Here is a 25,909-nt window from a genome sequence, read left to right as displayed (position 1 = left end):
GCAGGTTCCACACCGGGGCGATGGCTGTTTATCAGCGCCCTGTTTCAGAGTTAATCGCGGGCGCTTTAGAGACACGCCCGCCGGGGACAGATAATGAATTAACGATGGCGCACCGAGCGCAGAAATTCCTGGCGGGTATTCTGGCTGGATTTAAACAATCCACCCAGTGAGGTGGTGGTGGTGGCGCTGGTGGCATCACGGATGCCACGCGCCTTGACGCAGTAGTGCACCGCGTCAATCGAAACCGCCACGTTGCTGGTGCCGAGCAGCGTCTGTAACGCCACGAGGATCTGCTGCGTCAGTCGCTCCTGCACCTGCGGGCGCGAGGAGAAAAACTGCACGATGCGGTTGATTTTAGACAGGCCGATGACCTTGTCTTTTGGGATATACGCCACGGTGGCCTGACCATCAATGATCACAAAGTGATGTTCACAGGTGCTGGTCAGCGTGATATCACGCACCGTCACCATCTCATCAACCTTCATCTTATTTTCAATTACGGTGATTTTCGGGAAGTTGGCATAATTCAGGCCGGAAAACACTTCATTGACGTACATTTTGGCAATACGCTGCGGTGTCTCCGCCAGGCTGTCATCTTCCAGATCGAGATTCAGCAGCTGCATGATTTCGGTCATATGGCCGGCAATCAGCCGTTTGCGGGTATCGTCGTCCATTTCACGCGCCGGTGAACGCAGCGGGGTTTCCAGACCACGGGCGACCAGCGCCTGATGAACGAGTGTGGCTTCCTGACTCAACGTCGCCATGTGTTTTTCTTCTCCGGCAGTAGCGGGGCTGCTGGCTATCCATATCGGGCAAGCCCGGCCGTTCGCCGTCGTCCTGCCTGTGTAAGACGGCGGTGACGGCGGCATAAGCGAGTGGATAACCTTAACAGTCCCGGCGAAATTTCGTGAGCGCTATTCTGGAACACATTCGGCGTGTAATCCAGTGAATCCCTTTAACAGGCAGTGAAACAGTTTCATTCAGCCGCAACCGCACGCCGCCAGACCAGCGCTCCGGCGATGCCTGGAACGATATCGGCGGCAAAGACGCCCATCGCCTGCAGCCACAGCGCCAGAAAAGCGCTTACCGCCACACGTACTGCCATCATACCTCCTGAATGGATTGCCGATTGCCACCCGCATGCACTAAGGTTAGAATTACGGAATGTGAATAATTAACACAAAGTTAATTACGATAAGTGAATATATGGATCTGACCCAGCTGAAAATGTTCTGTGCCGTGGCTGACTGCGGCTCGATGGCGCGGGCGGCACAGCAGCTGCATCGCGTGCCGTCAAACCTTACCACCCGCCTGCGCCAGCTGGAAGAAGAGCTGGGTGGCGACCTGTTTATTCGCGAAAAACAGCGGCTGCGCCTGTCCCCGATGGGCCACAATTTTCTCTGTTACGCGCGGCGTATTCTGGTGCTGAGTGAAGAAGCGCTTAATATGGCCCACGGCGGCAAACCCGGCGGGCATTTCGCTTTCGGCGCAATGGAGAGCACGGCGGCCACGCGCCTGCCTCTGCTGCTGGCCGAGTTTCATCAGCGTTATCCGGCGGTCACGCTGGCGCTGTTTACCGGCACCTCGGGCGAGTTAATTGAACGGGTAAGCGCCGGAACCCTGGCTGCCGCGCTGATGGATGGCCCGGTCAACGTAGAAGAACTCAACGGCTGCGTGGCGTTTCATCAGGAGATAGTATTGATTTCCAGCCCGGATCATCGCGCCATCAGCCGTCCGGCAGATGCGGCAGGCAGTACCCTGTTTGCCTTTCGTCCCGGCTGTTCTGACCGCGCTCGTTTTGAAAACTGGTTTCGTGCCGCCGGAGTCCAGCCGGGCAGCGTGATCGAGATCCCGTCTTATCACGCGATGCTCGCCTGCGTGGCCAGCGGTAGCGGGCTGGCGCTGCTGCCCGCTGCGGTTCTGGCACAGCTGCCGGGCCATGAGCGCGTGCGCCAGCATCCGCTGCCGCCCCCCATTTGTGAAACCACAACCCTGCTGATATGGCGGCGCGATGCATTCAGCGCCAATATTGAAGCGCTGAAATACCTGATGATTGAACAATTTGATGCTAACGGCTGCGATTAGAGGCGTTTTTCTCAATCCTGGTTAGGCTTAACCACACATTATGCTCCCCACCGGTTAATCCCGGCGCGGAGCCACTGACAGGAGCAACATATGCAGATGATCAAAACGCGCGCCGCCGTAGCCTGGGCTGCCGGTGAACCACTGAAAATTGAAGAACTGGATCTGATGCCGCCGCAGAAAGGTGAAGTGCTGGTACGCATCGTCGCCACCGGCGTTTGCCATACCGATGCCTATACCCTGTCGGGCAAAGACCCGGAGGGCGTGTTCCCGGCGGTGCTTGGCCATGAAGGCGGCGGCGTGGTGGAAGCGGTCGGTGAAGGGGTCACCAGCGTGGCGGTCGGCGACCACGTTATTCCGCTGTATACCCCGGAATGTCGCCAGTGCAAATTCTGCCTTTCCGGCAAAACTAATCTGTGCCAGGCCATCCGCACCACCCAGGGTAAAGGCCTGATGCCGGACGGCACCACCCGCTTCTTTAAAGACGGCCAGCCAATTTACCACTATATGGGCACCTCGACGTTTTCTGAATATACCGTGGTGCCGGAAATCTCACTGGCGAAAATCAGTAAAGAAGCGCCGCTGGAAGAAGTGTGCCTGCTGGGCTGTGGCGTGACCACCGGCATGGGTGCGGTCATGAATACCGCTAAAGTGAAGGAAGGTGATACCGTCGCCATCTTCGGTCTTGGCGGTATCGGCCTGTCGGCGATTATTGGCGCGAAAATGGCCAAAGCCGGCCGCATTATCGGCATTGATATCAATACCAGCAAATACGATCTGGCGCGCAAGCTTGGCGCCACCGACCTGATAACCCCGAAAGACTTCGACAAGCCGATTCAGGACGTTATCGTCGAAATGACCGACGGCGGCGTTGATTTCTCCTTCGAGTGCATTGGCAACGTCAACGTGATGCGTTCTGCGCTGGAGTGCTGCCACAAGGGCTGGGGCGAATCAGTCATTATCGGCGTGGCCGGCGCGGGCGAAGAGATCGCCACCCGTCCGTTCCAGCTGGTCACCGGCCGGGTCTGGCGCGGCTCCGCATTTGGCGGCGTAAAGGGCCGCACGCAGCTGCCGGGTATCGTTGAGCGTTATATGAACGGAGAGTTCCGGCTTAATGACTTTATTACCCACAATCTGCCGCTGGAAGAGATCAACGATGCGTTTGAGTTGATGCATGAAGGTAAATCGATTCGTACCGTGGTGCATTTCGCTAAATCATAAGGAAGATAAGGATGCCATCTTCACTGGAGCTTTTAGAAGAACACCGCCTGTTTGGTGGCTGGCAGCAGCGTTACCGCCACCCCTCCACCAGCCTGAACTGCGCGATGACGTTCAGCATCTTCCTGCCGGAGCCGAAAGGCAGCACGCCGCCGCCGGTGGTCTGGTTCCTCGCCGGACTGACCTGCAGCGATGAGAACTTCAGCGTCAAGTCCGGGGCGCAGCGCGTGGCCGCAGAGCTGGGGCTGGTGCTGGTGATGCCGGATACCGGTCCACGCGGTAAACATGTCGCCAACGACGATGGTTACGATCTTGGCCAGGGGGCGAGTTTCTACCTCAATGCCAGCGAAGCCCCGTGGTCCAGCCATTTCCACATGTACGATTACATCAACAGCGAACTTCCGGCGCTGGTCGCCGGGAACTTCAACGTCAGCGATCGCCAGGCGATGATGGGGCATTCGATGGGCGGGCATGGTGCATTGATGATGGCACTGCGTAATCCGGGGAAATTCAGCTCGGTGTCCGCTTTTGCGCCAATCGTTAATCCGATGGAGGTGGCGTGGGGGCAAAAGGCCTTTAACGCCTATCTGGGTGAAAACACCAGCGCCTGGCGGCAGTATGACAGCTGCTGGCTGATGCGCAACGGCGGTGCGGTGCTGCCAATGCTGGTCGACCAGGGGGACAGCGATCAGTTCCTGGCCGACCAGCTACGGCCAGAACGGCTGGGTTCGCTGGCGCACGAGCTGGGCTATCCGCTGACCCTACGCATTCAGCCGGGTTATGACCACAGCTACTTCTTTATCGCCAGCTTTATCGACGATCACCTGCGCTTCCACGCGAAGCATTTGTTAGCCTAGTCATCGTTGGTGACGGTGCCGACCGATAGTCCGGTCGGCACCGTTTGTCAGGCGAGTTGCTGCACCAGCCCGTCAACCAGCACCTGCGGCGTGCCCTGCGAACAGCGCTCAATGCGCCCCTGTACACCATAAACCCGCGCCAGACTTTGCGGCGTAATCACCTCTTCCGGCTGCCCGTGCGCGATTAGCTCACCGTTTTGCAACATCAGCACATGCTCTGCGTGGCGCAGCGCGATATTGATGTCGTGCACCACCACCACGGTAACGATATGGCGCAGACGCGTTTCGCGCCGCACTAAATCCATGACGTGAAACTGATAGTTCAAATCGAGCGCGCTTAACGGTTCATCGAGCAGCAGCAGTTCCGGGCGACGGATCAGCGACTGCGCCAGCCCGACCAGCTGTTTCTGTCCACCCGAGAGCTGGTCGAGATAGCTGAGCGCCAGGTGCGCAATACCGAGCTGTTCCAGCAGCGTCATCACTTCGGCTTCACTGGCGGCGCTGCTGCGCCCGCCGCTGGCCCTCTGCGCCACGATAATCGACTCCAGCACATGCAGATGCACCCCGGCCGGCAATGACTGCGGCAGATACACCACGCGTGAAGCGCGACGGGCAAACGGCAGCGCCGTCAGCTCTTCGCCGTTCAGCCACAGCTGCCCCTGCGCACGGTTCAGCCCGGCCAGAGAACGTAGCAGCGTCGACTTGCCGCAGCCGTTCGGCCCCAGCAGTACGGTAATTTTGCCACGGGGCAGCAGCTCCACGTTCAGGTTGCCGATCACCTGACGTTTTGCATATCCGGCACTGAAGCCGCTGATTTTCAACCCCTGCATCAGACGATCCCCCGATGGCGCAGAATAATGCTGAGAAAGAACGGCACGCCGACCAGCGAGGTGACAATGCCGACCGGAATGATCACGCCGGGGATCAGATTTTTTGATACCACCGAAGCCACAGACAGCACCAGCGCCCCGGTCAGCGCGCTGGCCGGAAGATAAAAGCGGTGATCTTCACCAAATATCATGCGCGCGATATGCGGCGCAACCAGGCCGATAAAGCCAATCGGCCCGACAAACGCCACCGCCAGAGCAGAGATAATACTGATACGCAGCAGCGTCACCAGCCGCAGACGGCGCACGTCAATGCCAAAACTGACGGCGCGATCTTCCCCCAGCCGCAGCGCGGTCAGCTTCCAGGCGCCGATCATTGAAAACGGCAGCAGCAGCAACAGTGCGCCGCACAGCACCGCCAGTTTTTCCCATGATGCCCGCGCCAGGCTACCCATGGTCCAGAAAACCAGCCCCTGCAAGGTGTCTTCGTTGGCGATAAACTGCATCACCGAAACCAGCGCGTTAAAGGTAAATACCAGCGCAATACCAAACAGCACCACGCCGGAGGTAGACACCTGAGTCCAGCGCGTGACCGCATCCAGCATCAGCGCGGCCAGCAGCGCAAACACGAAAGCGTTAGCCGAAATAAACCACTGTTCGGGAATACCCGGAATACCCATGCCGAGCACAATCGCCAGCGCCGCGCCGAAAGCCGCAGCGGAAGAAACGCCGAGGGTAAAAGGACTGGCCAGCGGGTTATTGAGGATGGTTTGCATTTCTGCCCCGGCGAGGCCGAGTCCCAGCCCGACCACCACCGCCATCAGCGCATACGGCAGACGAATATCCCAGACGATCACCCGCGTACCGGCATCCACCGTTTCTGGCGACAGCAGCGTCTGCCACAGCACAGGCAAGGACAGCCCGGAGGGGCCGAGGGTAAAGTCGAGCATCAGCGAAGCGACAATCGCCACGACAAGCACGCCCATAATCAGCACCCGGTGACGCAGTAACTGATGATAGCGCCTCATCACGCCCTGCGGCGGTACATTGTCTGACTGCTGCACAACCTGGTCAGTTAAACTCATTATCAATACCTGTTCAGCCTGGTGAATACCGATTAAAAGAGGGCAAATGATAATACTTATCAACATAATTTGTCATATTGAATCATGCAGCAAAAAAAAGGCGCGGGATCCGCGCCTTCACTGATAACGGTAAACCTGCTACAGGTTCGACGTCGGGAACTCCATCTCGCTGTATTTCACGAAACGGCTTTTGCGCGTCAGTCTGAAGCCCAGCCAAATCAGCAGGAACAGCGGAATACCGATGTAGGTTGCTACAACGCCGTACCAGTCAATACGATCGGCAAGGAACGCATGATAGTTCTGTCCGAGGGTAATCATCAGGCAGAGCACAAAGGCGAAGACAGGCCCCAGCGGGAAGAAACCGGAACGATAAGGCAGTTCAGCCAGACAGCGCCCCTGCGCCATATAACCTTTACGGAAACGGTAATGGCTGATGGCAATGCCCAGCCAGGCAATAAACCCGGTCATACCCGAGGTGTTTAGCAACCACAGGTAAACGGTCTGGTTACCAAACATCGAGGTCAGGAAGCACAGACCCGCGACCACGGTGGTGGCGTACAGCGCGTTACGCGGCACGCCGCCTTTAGACAGCCTGGCGAAAATTCGCGGGGCATTGCCCTCAGAGGCCAGGGTATAAAGCATACGCGTGGAGGCGTACATCCCCGAGTTGCCCGCCGACAGCACCGCCGTCAGGATAACCGCGTTCATCACCGCCGCCGCTGACAGCAGGCCGGCATGCTGGAACACCAGGGTAAACGGGCTGATGCTGATGTCTTTGATGTCGGTGCGCAGCAGGCTGGGATCGGTATAGGGAATGATCAGGCTGATCACCAGGATGGCGAAGACGTAGAACAGCAAAATGCGCCAGAATACCCGACGTACCGCACGCGGAATATTTTTCGCCGGATCTTTAGATTCACCGGCTGCGATACCAATCAGTTCCGTGCCCTGAAACGAGAAGCCGACGATCATCGCCACGCCGATCATGGCGGAAAAACCGCCGGAGAACGGCGCATCGCCTGTCTGCCAGTTTTGCCAGCCGGCGCTTTCCGCGCCGCGCAGGATGCCGACGATCATCATTACGCCAACAACGATAAATACGATAACCGTAGTCACTTTTATCAGTGAGAACCAGTACTCGGCTTCACCAAAACCTTTTACCGAGATGTAGTTGAGCAGGAAAATCAGGCTGAGGAACAGGGCGCTCCAGATCCAGCCTGGGGTGTCCGGGAACCACCAGGTCATCACCAGCTGCGATGCCACCAGATCGACGGCGATGGTCACCGCCCAGTTGTACCAGTAGTTCCAGCCCAGCGCGAAGCCAAAGCCCTCTTCAACATATTTGGCACCGTAGGTGGAGAAAGAGCCGGAGACCGGCATAAATGCCGCCAGCTCGCCAAGGCTGGTCATCAGGAAGTAGACCATCAGGCCGATCAGCGCGTACGACAGCAGCGCTCCGCCCGGCCCTGCCTGGGAAATGGTTGCGCCAGAGGCGACAAAAAGACCGGTACCAATCGAACCGCCAATGGCGATCATCGTTAAATGCCGAGCTTTCAGCTCGCGCCTTAAGCCAGACTGTTGTGTTGTTTTTAGGTCATGATCCATGTTTTAACGCTGCGCTCTAGCAAAATGAGGCGCGATTATAGCAACCTGCTGCCGGTGGTATAGCGCTAACACCGTTTTATAAGTTTGCTTCATGATCCGCTACAGATTATTAGAAGAGCCGTGCGCCCGATGTGAGAAATGAGCGCAACATCGGCGTAATGCGTACTTAATCTGCCTCTTCCGTACAATAGCTAAGAAAGCGACTGAGAGCTTTGGAAATATGTTTCTGACGATGATGAATGCGGTACAGCGTGCGTTTCAGTTCGGGCAACGGGATAGCCACTTCAACCAGCGTCCCCAGCTCCAGCTGTTCGGCAATCGCGCGGCGCGACAGGCAGCTGATGCCCATCCCGTGGCGTACCGCATTCTTGATCGCCTCGGAATTCCCTAACTCCAGCGCCAGCGTAAACTGCGGCAGATGCGACAGCAGCAGATAATCAACGATTTCGCGCGTGCCGGAGCCTTGTTCACGCAGGATCCACGGCGCAACGGCCAGGCTTTGTAGCGATACCGGGCGGCTGAGAATGTCTGCGCCCGGCGCGGCAAAGACCACCAGTTCATCTTCCAGCCAGGGTTCGCTGACCAGCTCCGGCCTGTGACAAGGCCCCTCAATCAGACCGATATCGACGCGGAAATCGGCAACGGCGGCGATCACCTCCTGACTGTTACCCACGTTCAGTTCCAGCGGCAGATGGGGATAATCGCGGCGATAGCGGGCAATCATGCCCGGCAGCAGATAGTTGCCAATAGTGCTGCTGGCCGAGAGACGAACCGCGCCGTTGTCTTCACGAAACAACTGCTCGATTTCCAGCGCCTGCTCCAACAGCGCCACCACGCGTGGGTAGAGCAAACGACCGTGCTCATTAATCACCAGTCGTTTGCCTATCCGGTCAAACAGCAGCACGCCGAGCTGCCCTTCCAGATCCGCCAGCGCCGCGCTGACCGCCGACTGCGACAGCGCCAGCACCTGTGACGCCTGAGTAGTGGAGCTATTTTTCAGCACTACGCTAAATACTTCCAGCTGGCGCAAAGTAATGTGCATTTCCTGTCCTTTCATCGTCTGCCGCTGCACAGCATCAGCCAGGCTGGATGACGCTGCGGACGCCGCTTTATCGCTTATAGTGGTTGGTTATAAATATATAATCAATTTCTCTTTTAAGCCAGCAGCGCTCATGATGAAGGTATTGCCACCGGAGAAGCATCATGAGCGTACTGACCACCAACCCACCCGCGCAAAATCCCGCCCGCCATATACCCGGCCTGCTGCTGGCTGTGACCATCGCCGTACTGGCCACCTCACTGGGTCATTTGCCGCACGTAGCCGCACTGGGGGTGGGATCGTTAACGCTGGCGATTATCGGCGGCATTATCGTGGGTAACACTTTTTATTCACGCCTTGCGTCGCACTGTGACAGCGGTACGCAGCTGGCGAAACAGCAGCTGTTACGCGCCGGTATCGTGCTGTATGGCTTCCGTCTGACGCTACAACAGCTTACCGATGTTGGGATAAGCGGCGTGATTATCGATGTGCTGACGCTCGGCTCGACCTTCCTTCTCGCCTGCTGGCTAGGCCAGCGCCTGCTGGGACTCGACCGCGATACCAGCTGGCTGATTGGTGCCGGCAGCAGCATCTGTGGCGCTGCCGCCATTCTTGCCACCGAACCGCTGATCAAAGCCGATACGGCCAAAGTCGCCGTGGCGATTGCTACCGTGGTGATTTTCGGCACGCTGGCGATATTTATCTATCCGCTGATGTGGCCGCTGGTCAGCCACCTGTTACCGCTGGTGAGCGCCAGTGAATATGGTGTGTATATCGGCTCCACGATGCATGAGGTGGCACAGGTGGTCGCCGCCGGGCACGCGGTTGGCGCCGAAACTGAAAACTCTGCGGTGATAGCCAAACTGCTGCGCGTGATGCTGCTTGCCCCCTTCCTGCTGCTGCTGGCCGCCCGGGTACAGCGCAGCGACGGCCCCGGCCACAGCGGCCCGATTGCCTTCCCGTGGTTTGCCCTGCTGTTTATCGCCGTCACGCTGTTTAACTCATTGCATCTGCTGCCAGCGCACTGGATAGCGTACATTAATCAGCTGGATAATTTGCTGTTGGCCACCGCGATGGCCGCGCTGGGGCTAACCACCCGCATCGCCGCGCTGAAACGTGCCGGTTTCAAACCGCTGCTGCTGGGACTGGTGCTGTTTATCTGGCTGATGGGCGGCGGCGGTGCAATCAATCTGCTGGTGCGGCATTTGATGGCATAATTTCGCTCTTTTTCCGGTTATCATGGCCTGCCTGCCATTAAGCAGGTCATTAACAGGAGAACGGCATGAAATATATTGGCGCACACGTCAGCGCAGCGGGCGGCGTGGATAGGGCGGTAGAACGCGCTGCGGAGTTGGAAGCCACGGCTTTCGCCCTTTTTACCAAAAACCAGCGCCAGTGGCGCGCGGCTCCGCTCACTGATGAAGTGATTTCCGCCTTTCGCCGCGCCTGTGAAAAACACCACTATACCCCGGCGCAGATCCTGCCCCACGACAGCTATCTGATTAATCTGGGGCATCCGACGGCGGAAGCGCTGGAGAAATCACGCGACGCCTTTCTTGATGAAGTAACCCGCTGCCAGCAGCTGGGCCTGACGCTGCTTAACTTCCATCCCGGCAGCCATTTGCAGCAGATTACGCAAGATGAGTGCCTGAAGCGCATCGCCGAGTCGATCAATATCGTGCTGGATAAAACCGCTGGCGTGACCGCAGTGATCGAAAATACCGCCGGTCAGGGCAGTAACCTGGGGTTTCGCTTCGAGCATCTGGCGGCGATTATTGACGGCGTGGAAGATAAATCGCGCGTTGGCGTGTGTATTGATACCTGCCATGCTTTTGCCGGCGGTTACGACCTGCGCAACGAAGAAGCCTGTATCAACACCTTTGCCGAGTTCGATCGCATCGTGGGTTTCCAGTATCTGCGCGGTATGCATCTTAACGACGCTAAAAGTGAGTTTAACAGCCGGGTCGACCGTCACCACAGTCTGGGCGAGGGCAATATCGGTAAGACGGTATTCAGCTGGCTGATGAAGGATAAGCGCTTTGATGGTATTCCAATGATTCTGGAAACGGTCAATCCGGATATCTGGAAAGATGAAATTGCCTGGTTGAAGTCAGAACAGAAATAACAAATGACGGAGCGTATAACGCTCCGTCATTATCAGGCTGAAGCCTGTATCAAGGGTGTGCTATACGGCCAACCCTTTTTATGCAGCAATCAGGCCTGAGCCAGCTCGGTTTCCGGGCGTTTCAGCAGCGCGTAAGACAGGCCAGCCACCAGCGTACCGGCGACAATAGCCAGCAGATAACCCACCACTGGCGTGATGGCGCCAGGGATCAGCAGCACGAACAGGCCGCCGTGTGGTGCCATCAGCCTGGCGCCGATAGTCATGGAGATCGCCCCGGTCACCGCGCCACCGATAACACAGCAGGGCAGTACGCGCATCGGGTCACGGGCGGCAAACGGAATGGCACCTTCAGAGATAAAGCACATCCCCAGTACCAATGCCGCCTTGCCTCCTTCCTGCTGACTTTTGCTGAACTTGCTACGCACAACCAGCGTTGCCACGCCCATCGCCAGCGGTGGCACCATACCAGCAGCCATGATCGCCGCCATTGGCGCATAGGTTTGCGAACTGAGCAGCCCCACACCGAAAGCGTACGCCACTTTGTTCAACGGGCCACCCATGTCAAGGCACATCATGCCACCGAGGATAGCCCCCAGCACCACGGCGTTGGCGGTGCCCATATTGGCAAGCCAGCCAGTCAGGCCAGACATGATACCGGCAACCGGTTTACCGACCACGTAGATCATCAGCAAACCCGTGACCAGGCTGGACACCAGCGGGATAATTAATATCGGCTTGAGCGCTTCCATACTGGTTGGCAGCTTCAGTTTCGAACTGAGGAACTTCGCGGCATAACCGGCAATGAAACCGGCAATGATCCCGCCGAGGAAACCGGCATTAATCGTGGTGGCCAGCATTCCGCCTACCAGGCCCGGTGCCAGGCCAGGACGGTCAGCAATTGAGAAGGCAATAAAGCCCGCCAGCACCGGCACCATGAGTGCCAGGGCGGTGTTACCGCCAATCTGCATCAGCGCGGCTGCCAACGTACCCGGTTCTTTAAACGCGGTGATACCGAAAGCGAATGACAGGGCGGTGATCAGCCCCCCCGCAACCACCATCGGCAGCATATAGGAGACGCCGGTCAACAGGTGACGATAAGCACCGGCCTTCTCTTTCTTTTCTGGCTGAGCACTCTGACAGCCCCCCTGCACCTGGTAAGGTCTGGCTTCCGCTACCGCTTTGTCCAGCTCCTGCACGGTTTTCTTCAGCGCCAGGCCGGTTGAGGTGCGGTACATCGGTTTACCGGCGAATTTCGCCAGATCCACTTCGATATCCGCCGCGACGATCACCAGGTCGGCCGCCGCCACTTCTTCAGCGGTGATGACATTGCCTGCACCCACTGAACCACGGGTTTCAACCTTGACCCACCAGCCGCGCTTTTTCGCTTCGGTATCAATCGCTTCTGCCGCCATAAAGGTGTGCGCCACGCCGGTTGGGCAAGCGGTCACCGCCAACACACGTTTTGGCCCGTTGCCTGCAGCCACGGGAGCTGCCGCCGTGGCCGTGGGTGCACTGTAGGGCTGGGCATCCGTTTGCACTTGTGCCAGCACCTGCGCCGGTTGATGTATCAGCCGCTCGATGTCCGCCAGATAGATGGCTTTGCCATTGAGCGCGCTGTCTGCCGGTATGTTTTTACCTGCAACGATCGCACGGTCGGCTTCTGCCGGATTATCAGTCAGCGCGATCCCGGCGCTGGCTGCTGCCGCGCTGGTGATTTTTTTGGCCAGATAACCTGCGGCCAGTCCCAGTGAAGAATCAATTATCAGCAGCGTTTTCATTATGTGTCTCCTGCTGTCAGTGGTTAATAGGTTGTAAGTCGACACGCGCCATCATCGCGGCCAGCTGCGTACGATCGGTGACGCCGACATTGCTCTGGCTGACGGCAAGCGCCGCCACGGCGGTCGCCAGGCGCAGCGTGTGCTCGCTGGATTCACGCATCAGCAGTCCGTAAATCAGCCCGCCGACCATCGAATCGCCTGCTCCTACGGTGCTCACCACTTCGCAAGCTGGTGGCTTGGCTAACCATTCGCCAGAGGCATTGACCCACAGCGCCCCTTCGGCACCCAGCGAAATAACCACATGCGCAATACCCTGTTCGCGCAGCGCATGGGCGGCGGCGATCACATCCTGTAAGGTCGGTAATTTACGCCCGGCCCAAATTTCAAGTTCGCGGCGGTTTGGTTTTACCAGCCAGGGAGCGGCTTTCAGCCCGGCAACCAGCGCCTCGCGGCTGCTGTCGAAAATGATACACGGGCAGTGGCTGCGTAGCTGGGTCATCCACGCGGTGAATGCCTCCGCATCGACCCCGGCCGGCAGGCTGCCGCTGACGCAGACCATGTCGAACTGGCCAAGCCAGGTCAGTGAATCGGTGGTAAAACGTTCCCAGTCCTGCGCCGTCACCTCAAAACCGGAAAAGTTCAGGTCGGTCACGTCGCCCTCTTTTTCCGTCAGTTTGACGTTGATCCGGGTTCGCCCTTCCACCACCTGAAAACGGTTAGCGATGCCCAGTTCGCTAAACAGCAGCTGGAAGCCGTCCTGATTTTCTTTCCCGAGGAAGCCGCCGACCGTAACGTCAATCCCCAGGTCTTTCAGCACTTTGGCAACGTTAATCCCCTTTCCTGCCGCGTGCAGCCCGGTGGTTTTCACCAGGTTGACTTCGCCGCGCTCAATTTCCGGGATATATCCGACCAGATCATAGGCAGGATTAAGGGTGATGGTGGCTACGCGTCTGCTCATGCTGCCCCCTCGCCCAGGCCTGCGGCGATGGCTTCACCGACCGCATCCAGCGCGCGGCGCGCATCTTCACCGCTGGCGGTAAAGCGTAGCCGATGGCCTTTTTTCACGCCCAGCGCCACGACTTTCATCAGGCTGCGGCCGTTGGCCGGTTTGCCGCTGCCGTCAAGGTTTATCACGCTGACCTCGCAGTTAAACTGCTTGATAACGCTGACCAACGCGGTGCCCGGACGGGCATGCAGGCCGTGCTCGTTGCGGATGGTAAACTCTTCGGTCACCGAATCAGCCTGCACGGACACTTCGCTGGTGAGTAAGGCCAGAATGCCGGCGGCATCTGCACGCAACAGGCGGTCGGCCTGCTGTTTAATCACCAGGTCGCTTAAGTAGTTCAGCACGGTCATTGGCTGGTCGTCGGCAACGGAAACGGTGATCAGCAGCGCTGCCGCTTCACCCTGTATATCGACGGGTTTAGCCGCACGGCTGACCGCGACGGCGCTGGTCAGGTTGCCATCAGCGCAGTCGCTTAGCCAGATGCCCTGGCCGAGATGGAGTGGTTTAGTCGAAATGACGCCCGTGACGAAGGAGGCATCTACTGCACCAGCCTGTTGTAAACGTCCGGCGTTAAGCGCCTGCAGCGTCATCAGATCGCTGGCGGCCACGTCGGTCGCAATCAGCGAGGTATCAAATTTAAATTCAGCGGCCAGCTTTTCTCCCATCAGGATACTGCGCAAGGTTTCAGCTGAATCGGTAGTTTTAAGCTGTTCCGCCACGCTGTCATCGCTTAACACATGGGTTAACTGACGTAACAGCGCCAGGTGCTCATCCGATTTCGCTGCAATGCCGATCGCCACATACGCCGTCTGGTCTTCGCCCCAGGCAATCCCCTGCGGGAACTGGAACACCTGTACACCGGTTTTCAGCACCAGATCGCGGGTATCGGTTGTACCGTGCGGGATGGCAATACCATTACCCAGGTAGGTAGAGGTTTGCTGCTCACGCGCCAGCATACCGTCAACGTAGCCTGCGCCGACGTTTCCGGCGGCGGTTAACGCCGCAGCAACCTGGCGAATCGCATCCTGTTTGTCGCCAGCCCGTGCTCCGGGCTTGATGGCATTGAGTTCTAGCTGGAACATAGTTCTCCCCGTTGCTGAATTTGAATCGTTTCAGCTTATTTGAGAAAAAAAGCGCAACCACGTCAGTAACAACCTGAAGAGACGGCGCTGAAACGTTTCAATTATTTTGTTACGGTTATCAGTTTCGTTGCAAGTTTTAACGTAATCGACTTAGCAGATTTTTGACAGCCAGCACATTTTATCGTGCATTTTCGGAAAAATGCGCCTGTCAGGAATGAAAACTGCAGCTAACCGGCAAGGCGTGGCCGATCCTGGCTGAAGGGCGCGATCGGCCCCGGCTGCGAGATTTACAGAGACGGGCAGCTGATGCGCAAGCCCGCATCTTCAGGGAGCCGTTTGCGCCTCCAGATCCAGCAGAAACACCATCGCCTGCTCGCGGCTGCTGCCGCACATTTCCTGATGCGGCCGTAGCCCGGCACAGACCTTTGGCCGCAGCGCAGAACCAAATATCTTGCAGCGCAGCCGGGCGTCCAGCTGTATGCAAGGCGTATTCGCCGGTTTGCCATGCGGCATACCCGGTATAGGCGATGAAATAGAAGGGGCGGTACAACAGGCCCCACATGCGGCTCGACACTCCACAAATTATCTCCCTATGCAAAGCGCGACAATAGCAGCCCGTCAGGGCGAATACTATTCCTGTCACCCCGCAGAAAGCTGCGCTTTACTCTGGATGACACAGGCAGATCTTGCCTGGCGGCGCGGGCGCGAGTAACGTGTCGCCATCAATTCCTGTTTACCTGTTCGCGAGACCTGTTTTATGCCAAGAGCCAACGAAATTAAAAAGGGTATGGCCGTTAACCTTAATGGCAAACTGCTGTTAGTTAAGGATATTGACGTTCAAAGCCCCAGCGCCCGTGGCGCATCCACGCTTTACAAAATGCGCTTCACCGACATCCGTACCGGTTTGAAAGTTGAAGAGCGTTTTAAAGGCGATGAGATTATCGACACCATCTCCCTGAGCCGCCGTCAGGTGACCTTCTCGTATATTGATGGTGACGAATACGTGTTTATGGATGATGAGGATTTCACCCCCTATAACTTCAAGCAGGATCAGATCGAAGAAGAACTGCTATTCCTGCCTGAAGGAGGCATTCCGGGGATTCAGGTTCTGACCATGGATGGACAAATTCTGGCGCTGGAACTGCCGCAAACGGTAGACATGGAAATCGTCGAAACGACGCCGGGCATTAAAGGCGCTTCAGCCAGTGCACGCACGAAACCAGCCACCATGAGCACCGGCCTGATTATTCAGGTGCCTGAGTACCTCAGTAACGGGGACAAAATTCGCATTCACGTTCCGGAACGCCGTTATATGAGCCGCGCAGACTAGCCAGCCCGAAAGGCGGCATCGCCAATGCCGCCTTTGGTTTAACGTGATAATCCGTCACTCTTTTGGAATTTTTTGCCAAGTTCTCGCCTTAATATTGGTTTATTATCTCGCGTATACTCCAATAACGGATTTTGCTGAAGATTTCTGAACAGATATGACTCTTAAACGTATATTGATCATCCTGCTGCTGAATACAGTCGGCCTGCTGCTGTTTTTCTCCTGGTATCTGCCAGCCGATCATGGCCTGTGGTTTATCATAGATAAAACGATTTTCTACTGGTTCAACAGGCATATGGTCACCAGTCCGACTCTTTTGTGGCTGGTGGCGATCACCAATTTCCGGGCTTTCGACGGCGTATCGCTGCTGGCGATGGGCGGATTGTATCTCTGGTTCTGGCGGAGGCAGACGCCCGCAGGTCGTCGCCGCATGTTCGCCATCGGCATCACTATGCTTATCAGTGCGGTAGGTTTAAACCAGCTCGGCCATCTGATCCCCGTTTCGCACCCCAGCCCAACCCGTTTCTTCCCGGACGTGAACCATGTGGCAGAGCTGACCGGCATTCCGACCAAGGATTCTTCCGCTGACAGCTACCCCGGCGACCACGGCTTAATGCTGATGATATTCGCCTGCTTTATGCTGCGCTATTTCACCCGTGGCGCTTTTGCCGTCGCGGTATTAATTGTGCTGCTCTTTGCCCTGCCACGCGTGATGATCGGCGCGCACTGGTTTACCGATATTGCCGTCGGATCTCTCTCGATTGCGCTGGTTGGTATGAGCTGGTGGCTGCTTACCCCGGCCAGCGATTATCTGGTGAACTGGCTATATCGCCATTTGCCGGGAAAATACAAACCGGTGAAATAATATTTCGTCCGCAGCGGGCGCTGGCATATTTATGGCCCGCTGCCCCCGCTTACCTGACATCCTCAGCGGCTTTCGCGCTGCTGACAGCCACATTTTATCACCAGCGGCTGATGGCCTCTTCACCTCTTCCTTGATGCAGGCCGGTCATGCGCCGCCACTCCCCCATTCGAGCAAGAATTGTCCTCAAACTGGCTCTATAGCGCGAGTTGCGCGCGTTATTGCAGCCAATTTATTGCATTGCGATTTCACAGCTAAGAAACTCTAAGAAAGTGCTTAAAAGCTCTCGCCATGCGGCTTGCAATCGGGTAATCTCGACTTCGGTCAGATAATGCAGGCTAAATTATTGCGGTAATTTACATTTTGAAGTGCGCTTATTTACACTTCTTAACCTTTTACGAATTGTCTTACCACGATGTACTCATTTAATCTCGTTTCGTTTTCGCTCTTTTCTAACGACTCCGTCGTTAAGGACTTCAAGGGATCACACATATAATGGTCACGTCTCAACCTTTTCTGAGATATATCCTGCGGGCGCTCCCCGCTGTCGCATTAGCGACACTGTTGTCAGCATGTAGTTCGAACAGCGGACACAATGTACAAACTGATACTCATGCAGTTAAAAACCAAAACGGTTTTTTACTGCAAGCGTCTCAGGATGAATTCGAACAGATGGTTCAGAATGTGGATATTAAATCCCGCCTGATGGATCAATATGCCAGCTGGAAAGGTGTACGTTACCGTCTTGGCGGTACCAGTAAAAGCGGCATTGATTGCTCCGCCTTTGTCCAGACCACGTTCCGTGAACAGTTTGCTCTTGAACTGCCACGTTCAACATGGCAGCAGGAAGACACGGGTAGAAGCATTCAGCGCACCAAACTCCGCCCCGGCGATTTAGTGATGTTTCGTGCCGGTTCCACCGGTCGACATGTCGGTATTTATCTCAGTAACGACAATTTTGTTCATGCCTCTACCAGTAGTGGCGTGATGATTTCCAATCTAAATGACGCCTACTGGAAAAGCCGATACCGTGAAGCACGTCGGGTACTGAGCCGAACGCAAAGTTGATTTCCACCCCTTGAACTCTGCGAAACCGAGATAAAAAACGCTGCCTGTGGCAGCGTTTTTTTATTGCTGGAACTTTTTTCGATTCTGATGTACCTGTATTTGTCCGATAGCACCAGATAAATGCGTCTTTAACACTGTTATCGCTTTAGGCGAACAAAATTAAAGGTATTGATAAGCTTCAATAAGTTAGAGACAAACTGCCCACCGCGTTATATCCTCGTTTAATGGCGCTCGCATAAGTAATTTGCACCCGATACAGGCTAAAACAAGAGAAATGACTCTATGCCATTATCTACCACCGTCAGACGGCATGTTATCCAGCCGCGCAGAGTCACCTTTCTGAGTATGAGTATCGGCTTTATTGTTTTTCTACTCTTTATCTGTTGCTCAATAGCCGTCACCTCGCACAAACGTTCTGAAGATCACGACCGACTGGTCAACTATAGCAAGAACTACCTCATTCGCGTTATGAGAGAACTGCAACAAACCCTGCTGCCTTTGCAGGCGGAAACCAATGCCAACTGCGACCGGGTACGCGACAACTTAGCCGAGCGGGCAGCATTGACGTCCAATATCCGCGCTATTTTATTGGTAAATCACAATAATGTCGTTTGCTCATCGGCTACCGGCACGATGAGCATGGATATCCATAAGATATCCCCTTATACCAATGCAAATGAATCGACGGATACTCACCTGATTTCCGCTACGCCAATGCAAAAGGATAAACCAGCCATGGTGCTGTGGCTGAAAAACGCCGCGCTTCCCGGCAGCGGCATTCTGACCACCCTGAATATCAATATGGCCCCCTATCTGCTGCTGACATCGCGTCAGCATGAGAACAGCGGAGTGGCCATTGTCACCGGTGATACGGCCATCACTACCTGGAACGAACAGGTAGTGAACGCGCGCGCGCTGCCGCCCGATCCGCTACGGCGTGTTGTCATTCCCGGCTACCCAATGACGCTGTACCTGTACGGTGAAACGCTGCCCAACCGCGATCTGCATATTATCGTACTGTCCGGGCTGTTAATCGGGATAATTATCGCCTGCGGCTGCTACCTGCTGTTTGCGTTGCGCTCGCGCCATGGCAAAGAGATTTTACAGGGGATCAAGCGCGGTGAATTTCACGTAGAATACCAGCCCATTATTGCCGCCCACAGCGCTAAACCCTACGGACTGGAAGCTCTGCTGCGCTGGACCCATCCCACTGAGGGACCGATACCCGCCGATGCATTTATCAGTTATGCCGAAGGGCAGAACCTGATTGTGCCGCTCACGCGCCATTTGTTTACCCTGATTGCTCAGGACGCCCAAAGTTTGCGCCATGTGGTGCCAGCCGGTACCCAATTGGGGCTTAATCTCTCCCCTAATCACCTGACCAGCCCGGGCTTTTGCAAAGATGTGCATGAATGGCTGGCGATGATGCCCGTTGACCATTTTGAATATATCTTCGAAATAACGGAACGCACGATGGTGTCGGACAGCAACGCCAATGAAATGTTTGACTGGATCCGTGAACAAAATATTAAAATTGCCATTGATGACTTTGGCACCGGTCACAGCGCCCTGCTCTATCTGGAAAAGTTCCACTTTGACTACCTCAAGATAGACCGTGGCTTTGTACAGAGTGTCGGCATCAAGACGGTCACTTCTCAGGTGCTGGATACGGTGCTTGCACTGGCGAAAAAACTGAATTTGAAAACGGTTGCGGAAGGCGTTGAAACCAAAGAGCAGGCTTTATGGCTGATCGACCGTGGGGTCACCCATCTGCAAGGTTATCTGTACAGCCGCCCTCTTACCGTGGCGCGGCTAACCGAGTATTTCATTCAGTGGCAAGCTCCTGCCCCGGATTGCGCTGGCCCGAACATTTCGCCCGTGCCACACTGATCAAAAATAGCGGTTAATATCATTCTCTGAACCACACGTTTTTATATAACACAAAGTGAATTCATCACTGCCGGAGCCAGTCAAATCATGATCGTGCGTATTGCTCTACTTGCCCTGCTCAGCCTGCCCGCTGGCTATCTTCACGCTGAAAAAATCAATCAGGGTGAAAGCTTCGCCCAGCTTGGTACGGCAAAGTATGCCAACGGCTTTACCCACTTTGATTATGCCAATCCGGCTGCGCCAAAAGGCGGCGCGGTGACGCTCTCAGCAATAGGAACCTTCGATAACTTCAACCGTTCGGCACTGCGTGGTAATCCCGGCGTGGGCACTGAAACGCTGTACGATCGTCTGTTTGTCTTTTCAAACGATGAAGCGGGCAGCCTCTATCCGCTGATTGCGCTATTTGCCCGCTATCCGGACGACTACCGCTGGGTAGAAATCACCCTTAATCCGCAGGCGCGTTTTCAGGATGGTTCGCCGATTACCGCTGAAGATGTGGCCTTCACATTTAATATGTTTATGACCCAGGGCACTCCTCAATACCGCCTGGTTTATAGAGGCGTGACTGCAAAGGTGATTTCTCGGTTGAAGGTGCGTTTTGATTTACCCAAACCGGATCGCGACCAGATGCTTTCCCTGCTTTCCACGCCGGTTTATCCGCAAAATTTCTGGACGGATCATAACCTTGCCGACCCGCTGTCAGTCCCCCCTCCTTCAAGCGGTCCTTACCGGATTACCGCCTGGAAAATGGGCCAGTCAATCACTTATTCGCGGGTAAAAAATTACTGGGCGGCCGACCTCCCGGTGAATAAAGGCCGTTATAACTTTGACAGCATCCGCTACGACTACTATCTCGATGATAACGTTGCGTTTGAAGCGTTTAAGGCCGGAGCATTTGATTTTCGTAGCGAAGGCTCCGCCAAAAAATGGGCAACCCAGTATAGCGGCAGCAATTTTGCAGACGGTTACATCGTTAAACAACAACAGCCTGATACGGTTGCCACCGATACCCAGTGGCTGGCGTTTAATATCCAGCAATCGCAATTTGCCGACCGGCGCGTACGCGAAGCGCTCACGCTGCTGTTTGATTTTGAATGGATGAACAAAGCGCTGTTTTATAACGCCTATAAACGCGTAGACAGCTATTTTCAGAATACCGAATATGCGGCGCGCGATTATCCCGATGCGAAAGAACGCGCCATTCTGGCACCGTTAAAAGGCCTGTTTCCGGCGGAGGTACTCGACAAAATTTATCAGCCACCGAAAACGGATGGCTCCGGCTACGATCGTGAAAAACTGTTACAGGCGCTGGATCTGCTGAAGCAGGCGGGATGGGTGCTGAAAAATCAGCGGCTGGTAAATCTGAAAAGCGGTCAGTCATTGCGCTTCGAACTGCTGTTGCCGGGCGGTGGTAACTATTCGTGGGTGCTACCCTTCCAGCATAATCTGGCACGTATCGGCATCACGATGGATCTGCGCCAGGTGGACAGCTCGCAGTATCTGGCACGTTTACGCAAGCGCGACTTCGATATGACACCAACGCGTTACCTCGCTTTCGCCACCCCCGATACTAACTTGAAGATTATCTGGGCATCGGCCTATATCAATTCGACATGGAATACTCCAGGAGTGAGCAGTCCGCTGGTCGATAATCTGATCGACCAGATTGTTCAGCATCAGGGCGATAAAGACGCCCTGTTAACGCTTGGCCGGGTGCTGGACCGGGTGCTGTTGTGGAATTATTATATGATCCCGATGTGGTATACCGCTGACGATCGCTACGCTTACTGGAATAAATTTTCCATGCCAACGACACGCCCCACCTATACGCAAGGTTTCGATAACTGGTGGTATGATGCCAATAAAGCCGCACGGTTGCCGGCACAACGTCGTTAAGGAGTCTGACCGTGGGTGCTTATTTAGTCCGTCGCTTATTATTGGTCGTTCCCACGCTGTGGGCGATTATTACTATTAACTTTTTTATCGTGCAGGTCGCACCAGGGGGGCCGGTAGACCAGGCGCTGGCCAATATTCAGTTCGGTCAGACCAGCGGCATGCCCGGCGCTGCCGGTGAGGGTGCAGCGCACGGGCGCAGCGCGCTGAACGCCCAGCCGGGCGACAGCCAGTATCGCGGATCGCGCGGGCTGGATCCGGAAGTGATTGCCGAGATAACCAAACGCTACGGCTTTGATAAACCCCTGCATGAGCGTTATTTCACTATGCTGTGGAACTATATACGCTTTGACTTTGGCGACAGCCTGTTTCGCAGCAGTTCGGTTATCCAGCTGATTAAAGAAAGCCTGCCGGTTTCGGTATCACTTGGGCTGTGGAGCACGCTGATTATTTACCTGGTTTCAATCCCGTTGGGGATTAAAAAAGGCCGTGCGCAACGGCAGCGCCTTTGATCTCTGGAGCAGTACGCTGATTATCATCGGCTACGCCATCCCGGCATTCCTGTTCGCCAATATCATGATCGTGATATTGGCTGGCGGCAGCTATGTCGACTGGTTCCCACTGCGCGGGTTGACCTCGCCGCAATTTGACAGTCTGCCGTGGTACGGCAAGATAACCGACTATCTGTGGCATATCTGCCTGCCGGTGCTGGCCACCACTATCGGTGGCTTTGCCACGTTAACCATGTTGACCAAAAACGCATTTATGGATGAGATCCGCAAACAGTACGTGGTAACCGCACGCGCCAAAGGGCTGGATGAAAAGAAAATCCTCTATCGTCACGTCTTCCGTAATGCCATGCTGCTGGTGATCGCCGGTTTCCCGGCCACGTTTATCAGTATGTTTTTCACGGGTTCGCTACTTATCGAAGTGATGTTCTCGTTGAACGGCCTAGGATTGTTGGGCTACGACGCCACTATCCAGCGCGATTATCCGGTGATGTTCGCCACGCTGTATATTTTCACCCTGATTGGCCTGTTGCTGAATATCCTGAGCGATATCACCTATACGCTGGTCGATCCGCGCATTGATTTTGAGGGCCGCCAATGAGCCGTTTAAACCCGATTAACCAGGCGCGCTGGGCGCGATTTAAACACAACCGTCGCGGTTACTGGTCACTGTGGATCTTTGCGCTGCTGTTTATTCTCTGTCTTGGTGCGGAGCTGCTGGCCAATGACAAACCCCTGTTAATGCGCTATCAGGAACGCACCTGGTTCCCGCTGCTGGTGAACTACCAGGAGAGCGACTTCGGCGGCCCGCTGGCGACGCCTGCGGATTATCAGGATCCGTGGCTACAATCGCGACTGGCGCAGAATGGCTGGGCGGTCTGGGCGCCTGTCCGCTTCAGCGATGACACCATTAACTTCGCCACCCGCACGCCCTTCCCTTCCCCGCCTTCCGCGCAAAACTGGCTGGGTACCGATGATAAAGGGGGAGATGTGCTGGCGCGTATTCTGTACGGTACGCGCATCTCACTGCTGTTCGGCTTAATGCTCACCCTCTCCTCCAGCGTAATAGGTGTCTTTGCCGGGGCGGTGCAGGGCTATTTTGGTGGCCGTGTGGATCTGTGGGGGCAGCGTTTTATTGAGGTGTGGTCCGGCACGCCAACGCTGTTCTTAATTATCCTGCTTTCCAGCGTGATCCAGCCCGGTTTCTGGTGGCTGTTGGCCATCACCCTGCTCTTTGGTTGGATGAGTCTGGTCGGCGTGGTGCGCGCCGAGTTTTTGCGCACGCGTAATTTTGACTACATTCGTGCCGCACAGGCGATGGGCGTGAATGACTGGCGCATTATCTCCCGCCATATGCTGCCTAATGCGATGGTGGCAACCCTGACTTATCTGCCGTTTATTCTTTGTGGTTCCATCACTACCCTGACCTCGCTGGACTTCCTCGGCTTTGGGCTGCCGCTGGGTTCACCTTCACTGGGGGAACTGCTGCTGCAGGGCAAAAATAACCTGCAGGCACCCTGGCTGGGTCTGAGCGCTTTCTTCACGCTGGCGATCCTGCTGTCACTGTTAATCTTTATTGGTGAAGCGGTACGCGACGCCTTTGACCCGAGCAAGGTATATTGATATGGCGCTTCTGACAATTCAGGATCTTAGCATCGCTTTCCGTCAACAGGGTGAGCAACGCCTGGTGGTTGACGGGCTGTCGCTGTCGGTGGATGCCGGAGAAACGCTGGCGCTGGTCGGTGAGTCCGGCAGCGGGAAAAGCGTCACTGCCCTGTCGGTGATGCGCCTGCTGCCAACCCCGCCAGTCTTGTACCCACAGGGCGATATTCTGTTTGCTGGTCAAAGCGTGCTGCGCGCCGATGAGCGCACGCTGCGCGGCCTGCGTGGCAACCGCATAGCAATGATTTTCCAGGAACCGATGGTTTCGCTGAATCCGTTGCACAATATTGAGAAGCAGCTGTATGAGGTGCTTTCGCTGCACCGGGGAATGCGGCGTCAGGCCGCGCGCGGTGAGATGCTAAGCTGCCTGGAGCGGGTTGGCATTCGCCAGGCGGCTAAACGCCTGAATGATTACCCGCATCAGCTCTCCGGCGGTGAACGCCAGCGCGTGATGATTGCCATGGCTTTGCTGACACAGCCTGACCTGCTGATTGCCGATGAGCCTACCACCGCGCTGGACGTTACGGTCCAGGCGCAAATCCTTACCCTGCTCAAAGAGCTGAAACAGGAGCTGAATATGGGGCTGCTGTTCATTACCCATAATCTGAATATCGTGCGCAAAATCGCCGATAACGTCACCGTTATGCGCAACGGCCAGGCGGTGGAACACAGCGCCACCCGGCAGCTGTTCAGCGCGGCTCAGCACCCTTATACCCGGCAACTACTGAATTCCGAGCCGGAAGGTTATCCTGAACCGGCTGATGAACAGGCAGCACCGCTGCTACGCGTCAACAACCTGCAGGTGGCCTTTCCGGTTAAGCAAGGGCTGAAGAAACGCACTGTGGGCTACCATCATGCGCTAAAGTCACTCAGCTTTACGCTGCGCCCGGGGGAAAGCCTTGGTCTGGTGGGCGAATCCGGTTCCGGCAAAACTACCGCTGCCCTGGCGCTGCTGCGCCTGATCCGCTCACAGGGTGAGATCTGGTTTAATGACTCGCCACTGCATCTGTGGGGGCGAAAAAAAATGCTGCCGGTGCGCCGCCAGATCCAGGTGGTGTTTCAGGACCCCAACTCTGCGCTTAATCCCCGACTCAACGTATTGCAGATTATCGCCGAAGGTCTGCAGGTTCACCATCCGCAGCTGAATGCCGCCGAGCGTGAAGCGCAGGTGATTAGCGCGATGGAAGAGGTCGGACTCGATCCGGCGACGCGCCAGCGTTATCCTTCCGAGTTTTCGGGGGGGCAGCGACAGCGTATTGCCATTGCCCGGGCGCTTATTCTGCAACCGCAGTTAATGATTCTGGATGAACCGACGTCATCCCTGGATCGTACGGTGCAGAAACAGATCCTGGAGCTGCTTAAGAAGCTGCAGCAGCAGCACAGGCTGGCCTACATCTTTATCAGCCATGATTTACGCATAGTGCGGTCGCTGTGCCATCAACTGGTGGTTTTACGTCATGGGGAAGTTGTGGAACAGGGGTGCTGCGAAACAATATTTAACGCGGCCAGCCAGTGCTACACGCGAGAGCTACTGGCACTGGCGTAGTTACCAGGACGGGCGCTCAGCAACAAATGGCTCGGCAATACCCACACCAAAATTCTTCAGGCGGCAGGTGGCAGAGCTTTCATCGGCGCGGTGAACAAAAAGGCACGGTTCTCCTTCCCACTCCACCACCGAACACGCCAGCCGAATGTCTGCCAGCGCGGCTTCAATTTTGTGCATAATTTCCCAGGCACTGGCACCATTATGACTGAGCAAACGCAGCCCGATAAGATCGTCGTCACGGTTAAGGTGGTTCAGCGCCAGGGGTTCCAGAACCAAACCCGCATGGCCGGCACACCAGCGATAACTTTGCGGTAACCGATGTACTACCGAATGTTGCAACGTATTCAACATAGTTCCCCCCAGAGCAAAATTTGCACAATAATTTCACATTTAGTTCACAAGGTAAATCATCAATTTGCAGAATGAAATTAACTCACTGATTATTATC

Annotated in this window: 23 protein-coding genes and 1 pseudogene; 13 read left to right on the top strand and 11 right to left on the bottom strand. The window is 55.8% G+C overall.

The features are described 5' to 3' along the window. Positions 1–98: 98 nt before the first annotated feature. Together folE and EPYR_RS21335 are read right to left on the bottom strand one after the other, a co-directional pair. Complete coding sequence (gene folE / locus EPYR_RS06855; protein ID WP_012667673.1) at positions 99–764, bottom strand: GTP cyclohydrolase I FolE; 666 nt, start codon at positions 762–764, stop codon at positions 99–101. A 212-nt stretch (positions 765–976) separates the two neighbouring features. Next, entirely contained in the window at positions 977–1,108 is a 132-nt protein-coding gene (locus EPYR_RS21335) for a hypothetical protein (RefSeq protein WP_014538775.1), read from the bottom strand. 98 nt (positions 1,109–1,206) lie between these two features. On the opposite strand from EPYR_RS21335, the gene ptrR reads away from it, so the two are divergent. The 3 genes from ptrR (at position 1,207) to fghA (ending at position 4,157) form a co-directional block, all read left to right on the top strand. Then, positions 1,207–2,085 carry a putrescine utilization regulator PtrR gene (gene ptrR / locus EPYR_RS06850; RefSeq protein WP_012667672.1) on the top strand — a complete coding sequence of 293 codons (879 nt, stop codon included), beginning with the start codon at positions 1,207–1,209 and terminating at the stop codon, positions 2,083–2,085. Positions 2,086–2,175: 90 nt separating this feature from the next. Next, entirely contained in the window at positions 2,176–3,303 is a 1,128-nt protein-coding gene (locus tag EPYR_RS06845) for an S-(hydroxymethyl)glutathione dehydrogenase/class III alcohol dehydrogenase (protein WP_012667671.1), read from the top strand. An 11-nt stretch (positions 3,304–3,314) separates the two neighbouring features. After that, complete coding sequence (fghA, locus tag EPYR_RS06840; RefSeq protein WP_012667670.1) at positions 3,315–4,157, top strand: S-formylglutathione hydrolase; 843 nt, start codon at positions 3,315–3,317, stop codon at positions 4,155–4,157. A gap of 47 nt (positions 4,158–4,204) precedes the next feature. Here fghA and EPYR_RS06835 read toward each other — a convergent pair whose 3' ends face one another. The 4 genes from EPYR_RS06835 to yieE all read right to left on the bottom strand — a co-directional run bounded on the left by EPYR_RS06835 (position 4,205) and on the right by yieE (position 8,716). Further along, positions 4,205–4,987: an ABC transporter ATP-binding protein gene (locus tag EPYR_RS06835; protein ID WP_012667669.1), complete on the bottom strand. Its 783-nt coding sequence runs from the start codon at positions 4,985–4,987 to the stop codon at positions 4,205–4,207. Further along, positions 4,987–6,069 carry a FecCD family ABC transporter permease gene (locus EPYR_RS06830; protein ID WP_012667668.1) on the bottom strand — a complete coding sequence of 361 codons (1,083 nt, stop codon included), beginning with the start codon at positions 6,067–6,069 and terminating at the stop codon, positions 4,987–4,989. The genes EPYR_RS06835 and EPYR_RS06830 overlap by 1 nt, the downstream gene beginning before the upstream one ends. A 138-nt stretch (positions 6,070–6,207) precedes the next feature. Continuing rightward, on the bottom strand, positions 6,208–7,674 hold the full coding sequence (locus EPYR_RS06825; protein WP_012667667.1) for an amino acid permease: 1,467 nt from the start codon (positions 7,672–7,674) through the stop codon (positions 6,208–6,210). A gap of 166 nt (positions 7,675–7,840) precedes the next feature. After that, positions 7,841–8,716, bottom strand: a complete 876-nt coding sequence (gene yieE / locus EPYR_RS06820) for a DNA-binding transcriptional regulator YeiE (protein ID WP_012667666.1) — start codon at positions 8,714–8,716, stop codon at positions 7,841–7,843. Between the two features lie 161 nt (positions 8,717–8,877). Here yieE and EPYR_RS06815 point away from each other — a divergent pair, with 161 nt between their 5' ends. After that, positions 8,878–9,930 carry a YeiH family protein gene (locus tag EPYR_RS06815; protein WP_012667665.1) on the top strand — a complete coding sequence of 351 codons (1,053 nt, stop codon included), beginning with the start codon at positions 8,878–8,880 and terminating at the stop codon, positions 9,928–9,930. Between the two features lie 65 nt (positions 9,931–9,995). After that, positions 9,996–10,838, top strand: a complete 843-nt coding sequence (gene nfo, locus EPYR_RS06810; protein ID WP_012667664.1) for a deoxyribonuclease IV — start codon at positions 9,996–9,998, stop codon at positions 10,836–10,838. Positions 10,839–10,927: 89 nt separating this feature from the next. On the opposite strand, the gene fruA is transcribed toward nfo, so the two are convergent. From fruA to EPYR_RS06790, 4 genes are all read right to left on the bottom strand, one after another. After that, positions 10,928–12,616, bottom strand: coding sequence for a PTS fructose transporter subunit IIBC (fruA, locus tag EPYR_RS06805; protein ID WP_012667663.1), 1,689 nt, complete (start codon positions 12,614–12,616; stop codon positions 10,928–10,930). Positions 12,617–12,632: 16 nt separating this feature from the next. Beyond that, the gene (fruK, locus tag EPYR_RS06800) at positions 12,633–13,574 is read right to left on the bottom strand and encodes a 1-phosphofructokinase (RefSeq protein ID WP_012667662.1); all 942 of its coding nucleotides are present in this window, start codon (positions 13,572–13,574) and stop codon (positions 12,633–12,635) included. Next, positions 13,571–14,704 (bottom strand): fused PTS fructose transporter subunit IIA/HPr protein, encoded by a 1,134-nt coding sequence (gene fruB, locus EPYR_RS06795; RefSeq protein WP_012667661.1) that lies wholly within the window; start codon positions 14,702–14,704, stop codon positions 13,571–13,573. The genes fruK and fruB overlap by 4 nt, the downstream gene beginning before the upstream one ends. A 324-nt stretch (positions 14,705–15,028) precedes the next feature. Next, positions 15,029–15,283: a YkgJ family cysteine cluster protein gene (locus EPYR_RS06790; RefSeq protein WP_012667660.1), complete on the bottom strand. Its 255-nt coding sequence runs from the start codon at positions 15,281–15,283 to the stop codon at positions 15,029–15,031. Positions 15,284–15,461: 178 nt separating this feature from the next. On the opposite strand from EPYR_RS06790, the gene yeiP reads away from it, so the two are divergent. The 8 genes and pseudogenes from yeiP (at position 15,462) to yejF (ending at position 25,461) form a co-directional block, all read left to right on the top strand. Further along, complete coding sequence (yeiP, locus tag EPYR_RS06785; RefSeq protein ID WP_012667659.1) at positions 15,462–16,034, top strand: elongation factor P-like protein YeiP; 573 nt, start codon at positions 15,462–15,464, stop codon at positions 16,032–16,034. 154 nt (positions 16,035–16,188) lie between these two features. Further along, complete coding sequence (locus EPYR_RS06780) at positions 16,189–16,896, top strand: phosphatase PAP2 family protein (RefSeq protein WP_012667658.1); 708 nt, start codon at positions 16,189–16,191, stop codon at positions 16,894–16,896. Between the two features lie 492 nt (positions 16,897–17,388). Next, positions 17,389–17,961, top strand: a complete 573-nt coding sequence (mepS, locus tag EPYR_RS06775; RefSeq protein WP_012667656.1) for a bifunctional murein DD-endopeptidase/murein LD-carboxypeptidase — start codon at positions 17,389–17,391, stop codon at positions 17,959–17,961. A 282-nt stretch (positions 17,962–18,243) separates the two neighbouring features. Continuing rightward, positions 18,244–19,851 carry a cyclic di-GMP phosphodiesterase gene (locus EPYR_RS06770; RefSeq protein WP_012667655.1) on the top strand — a complete coding sequence of 536 codons (1,608 nt, stop codon included), beginning with the start codon at positions 18,244–18,246 and terminating at the stop codon, positions 19,849–19,851. Positions 19,852–19,938: 87 nt separating this feature from the next. After that, the gene (locus tag EPYR_RS06765; RefSeq protein WP_012667654.1) at positions 19,939–21,747 is read left to right on the top strand and encodes an extracellular solute-binding protein; all 1,809 of its coding nucleotides are present in this window, start codon (positions 19,939–19,941) and stop codon (positions 21,745–21,747) included. Positions 21,748–21,758: 11 nt separating this feature from the next. After that, positions 21,759–22,854 (top strand): annotated as a pseudogene (locus EPYR_RS06760) (microcin C ABC transporter permease YejB). Then, a complete protein-coding gene (locus EPYR_RS06755) occupies positions 22,851–23,876 on the top strand; it encodes an ABC transporter permease (RefSeq protein ID WP_012667652.1) in 1,026 nt (341 codons plus the stop codon). Before EPYR_RS06760 ends, EPYR_RS06755 begins: the two are co-directional and overlap by 4 nt. A 1-nt stretch (position 23,877) precedes the next feature. Then, positions 23,878–25,461: a microcin C ABC transporter ATP-binding protein YejF gene (yejF, locus tag EPYR_RS06750; RefSeq protein WP_012667651.1), complete on the top strand. Its 1,584-nt coding sequence runs from the start codon at positions 23,878–23,880 to the stop codon at positions 25,459–25,461. Here the strand turns inward: yejF and EPYR_RS06745 are convergent, their stop codons facing one another. Continuing rightward, entirely contained in the window at positions 25,462–25,812 is a 351-nt protein-coding gene (locus EPYR_RS06745; protein WP_012667650.1) for a YejG family protein, read from the bottom strand. Positions 25,813–25,909 lie beyond the last annotated feature (97 nt).

This window comes from Erwinia pyrifoliae DSM 12163, assembly GCF_000026985.1.
Taxonomy (GTDB): domain Bacteria; phylum Pseudomonadota; class Gammaproteobacteria; order Enterobacterales; family Enterobacteriaceae; genus Erwinia; species Erwinia pyrifoliae.
This window is presented reverse-complemented; position numbering and strand designations above follow the sequence as displayed.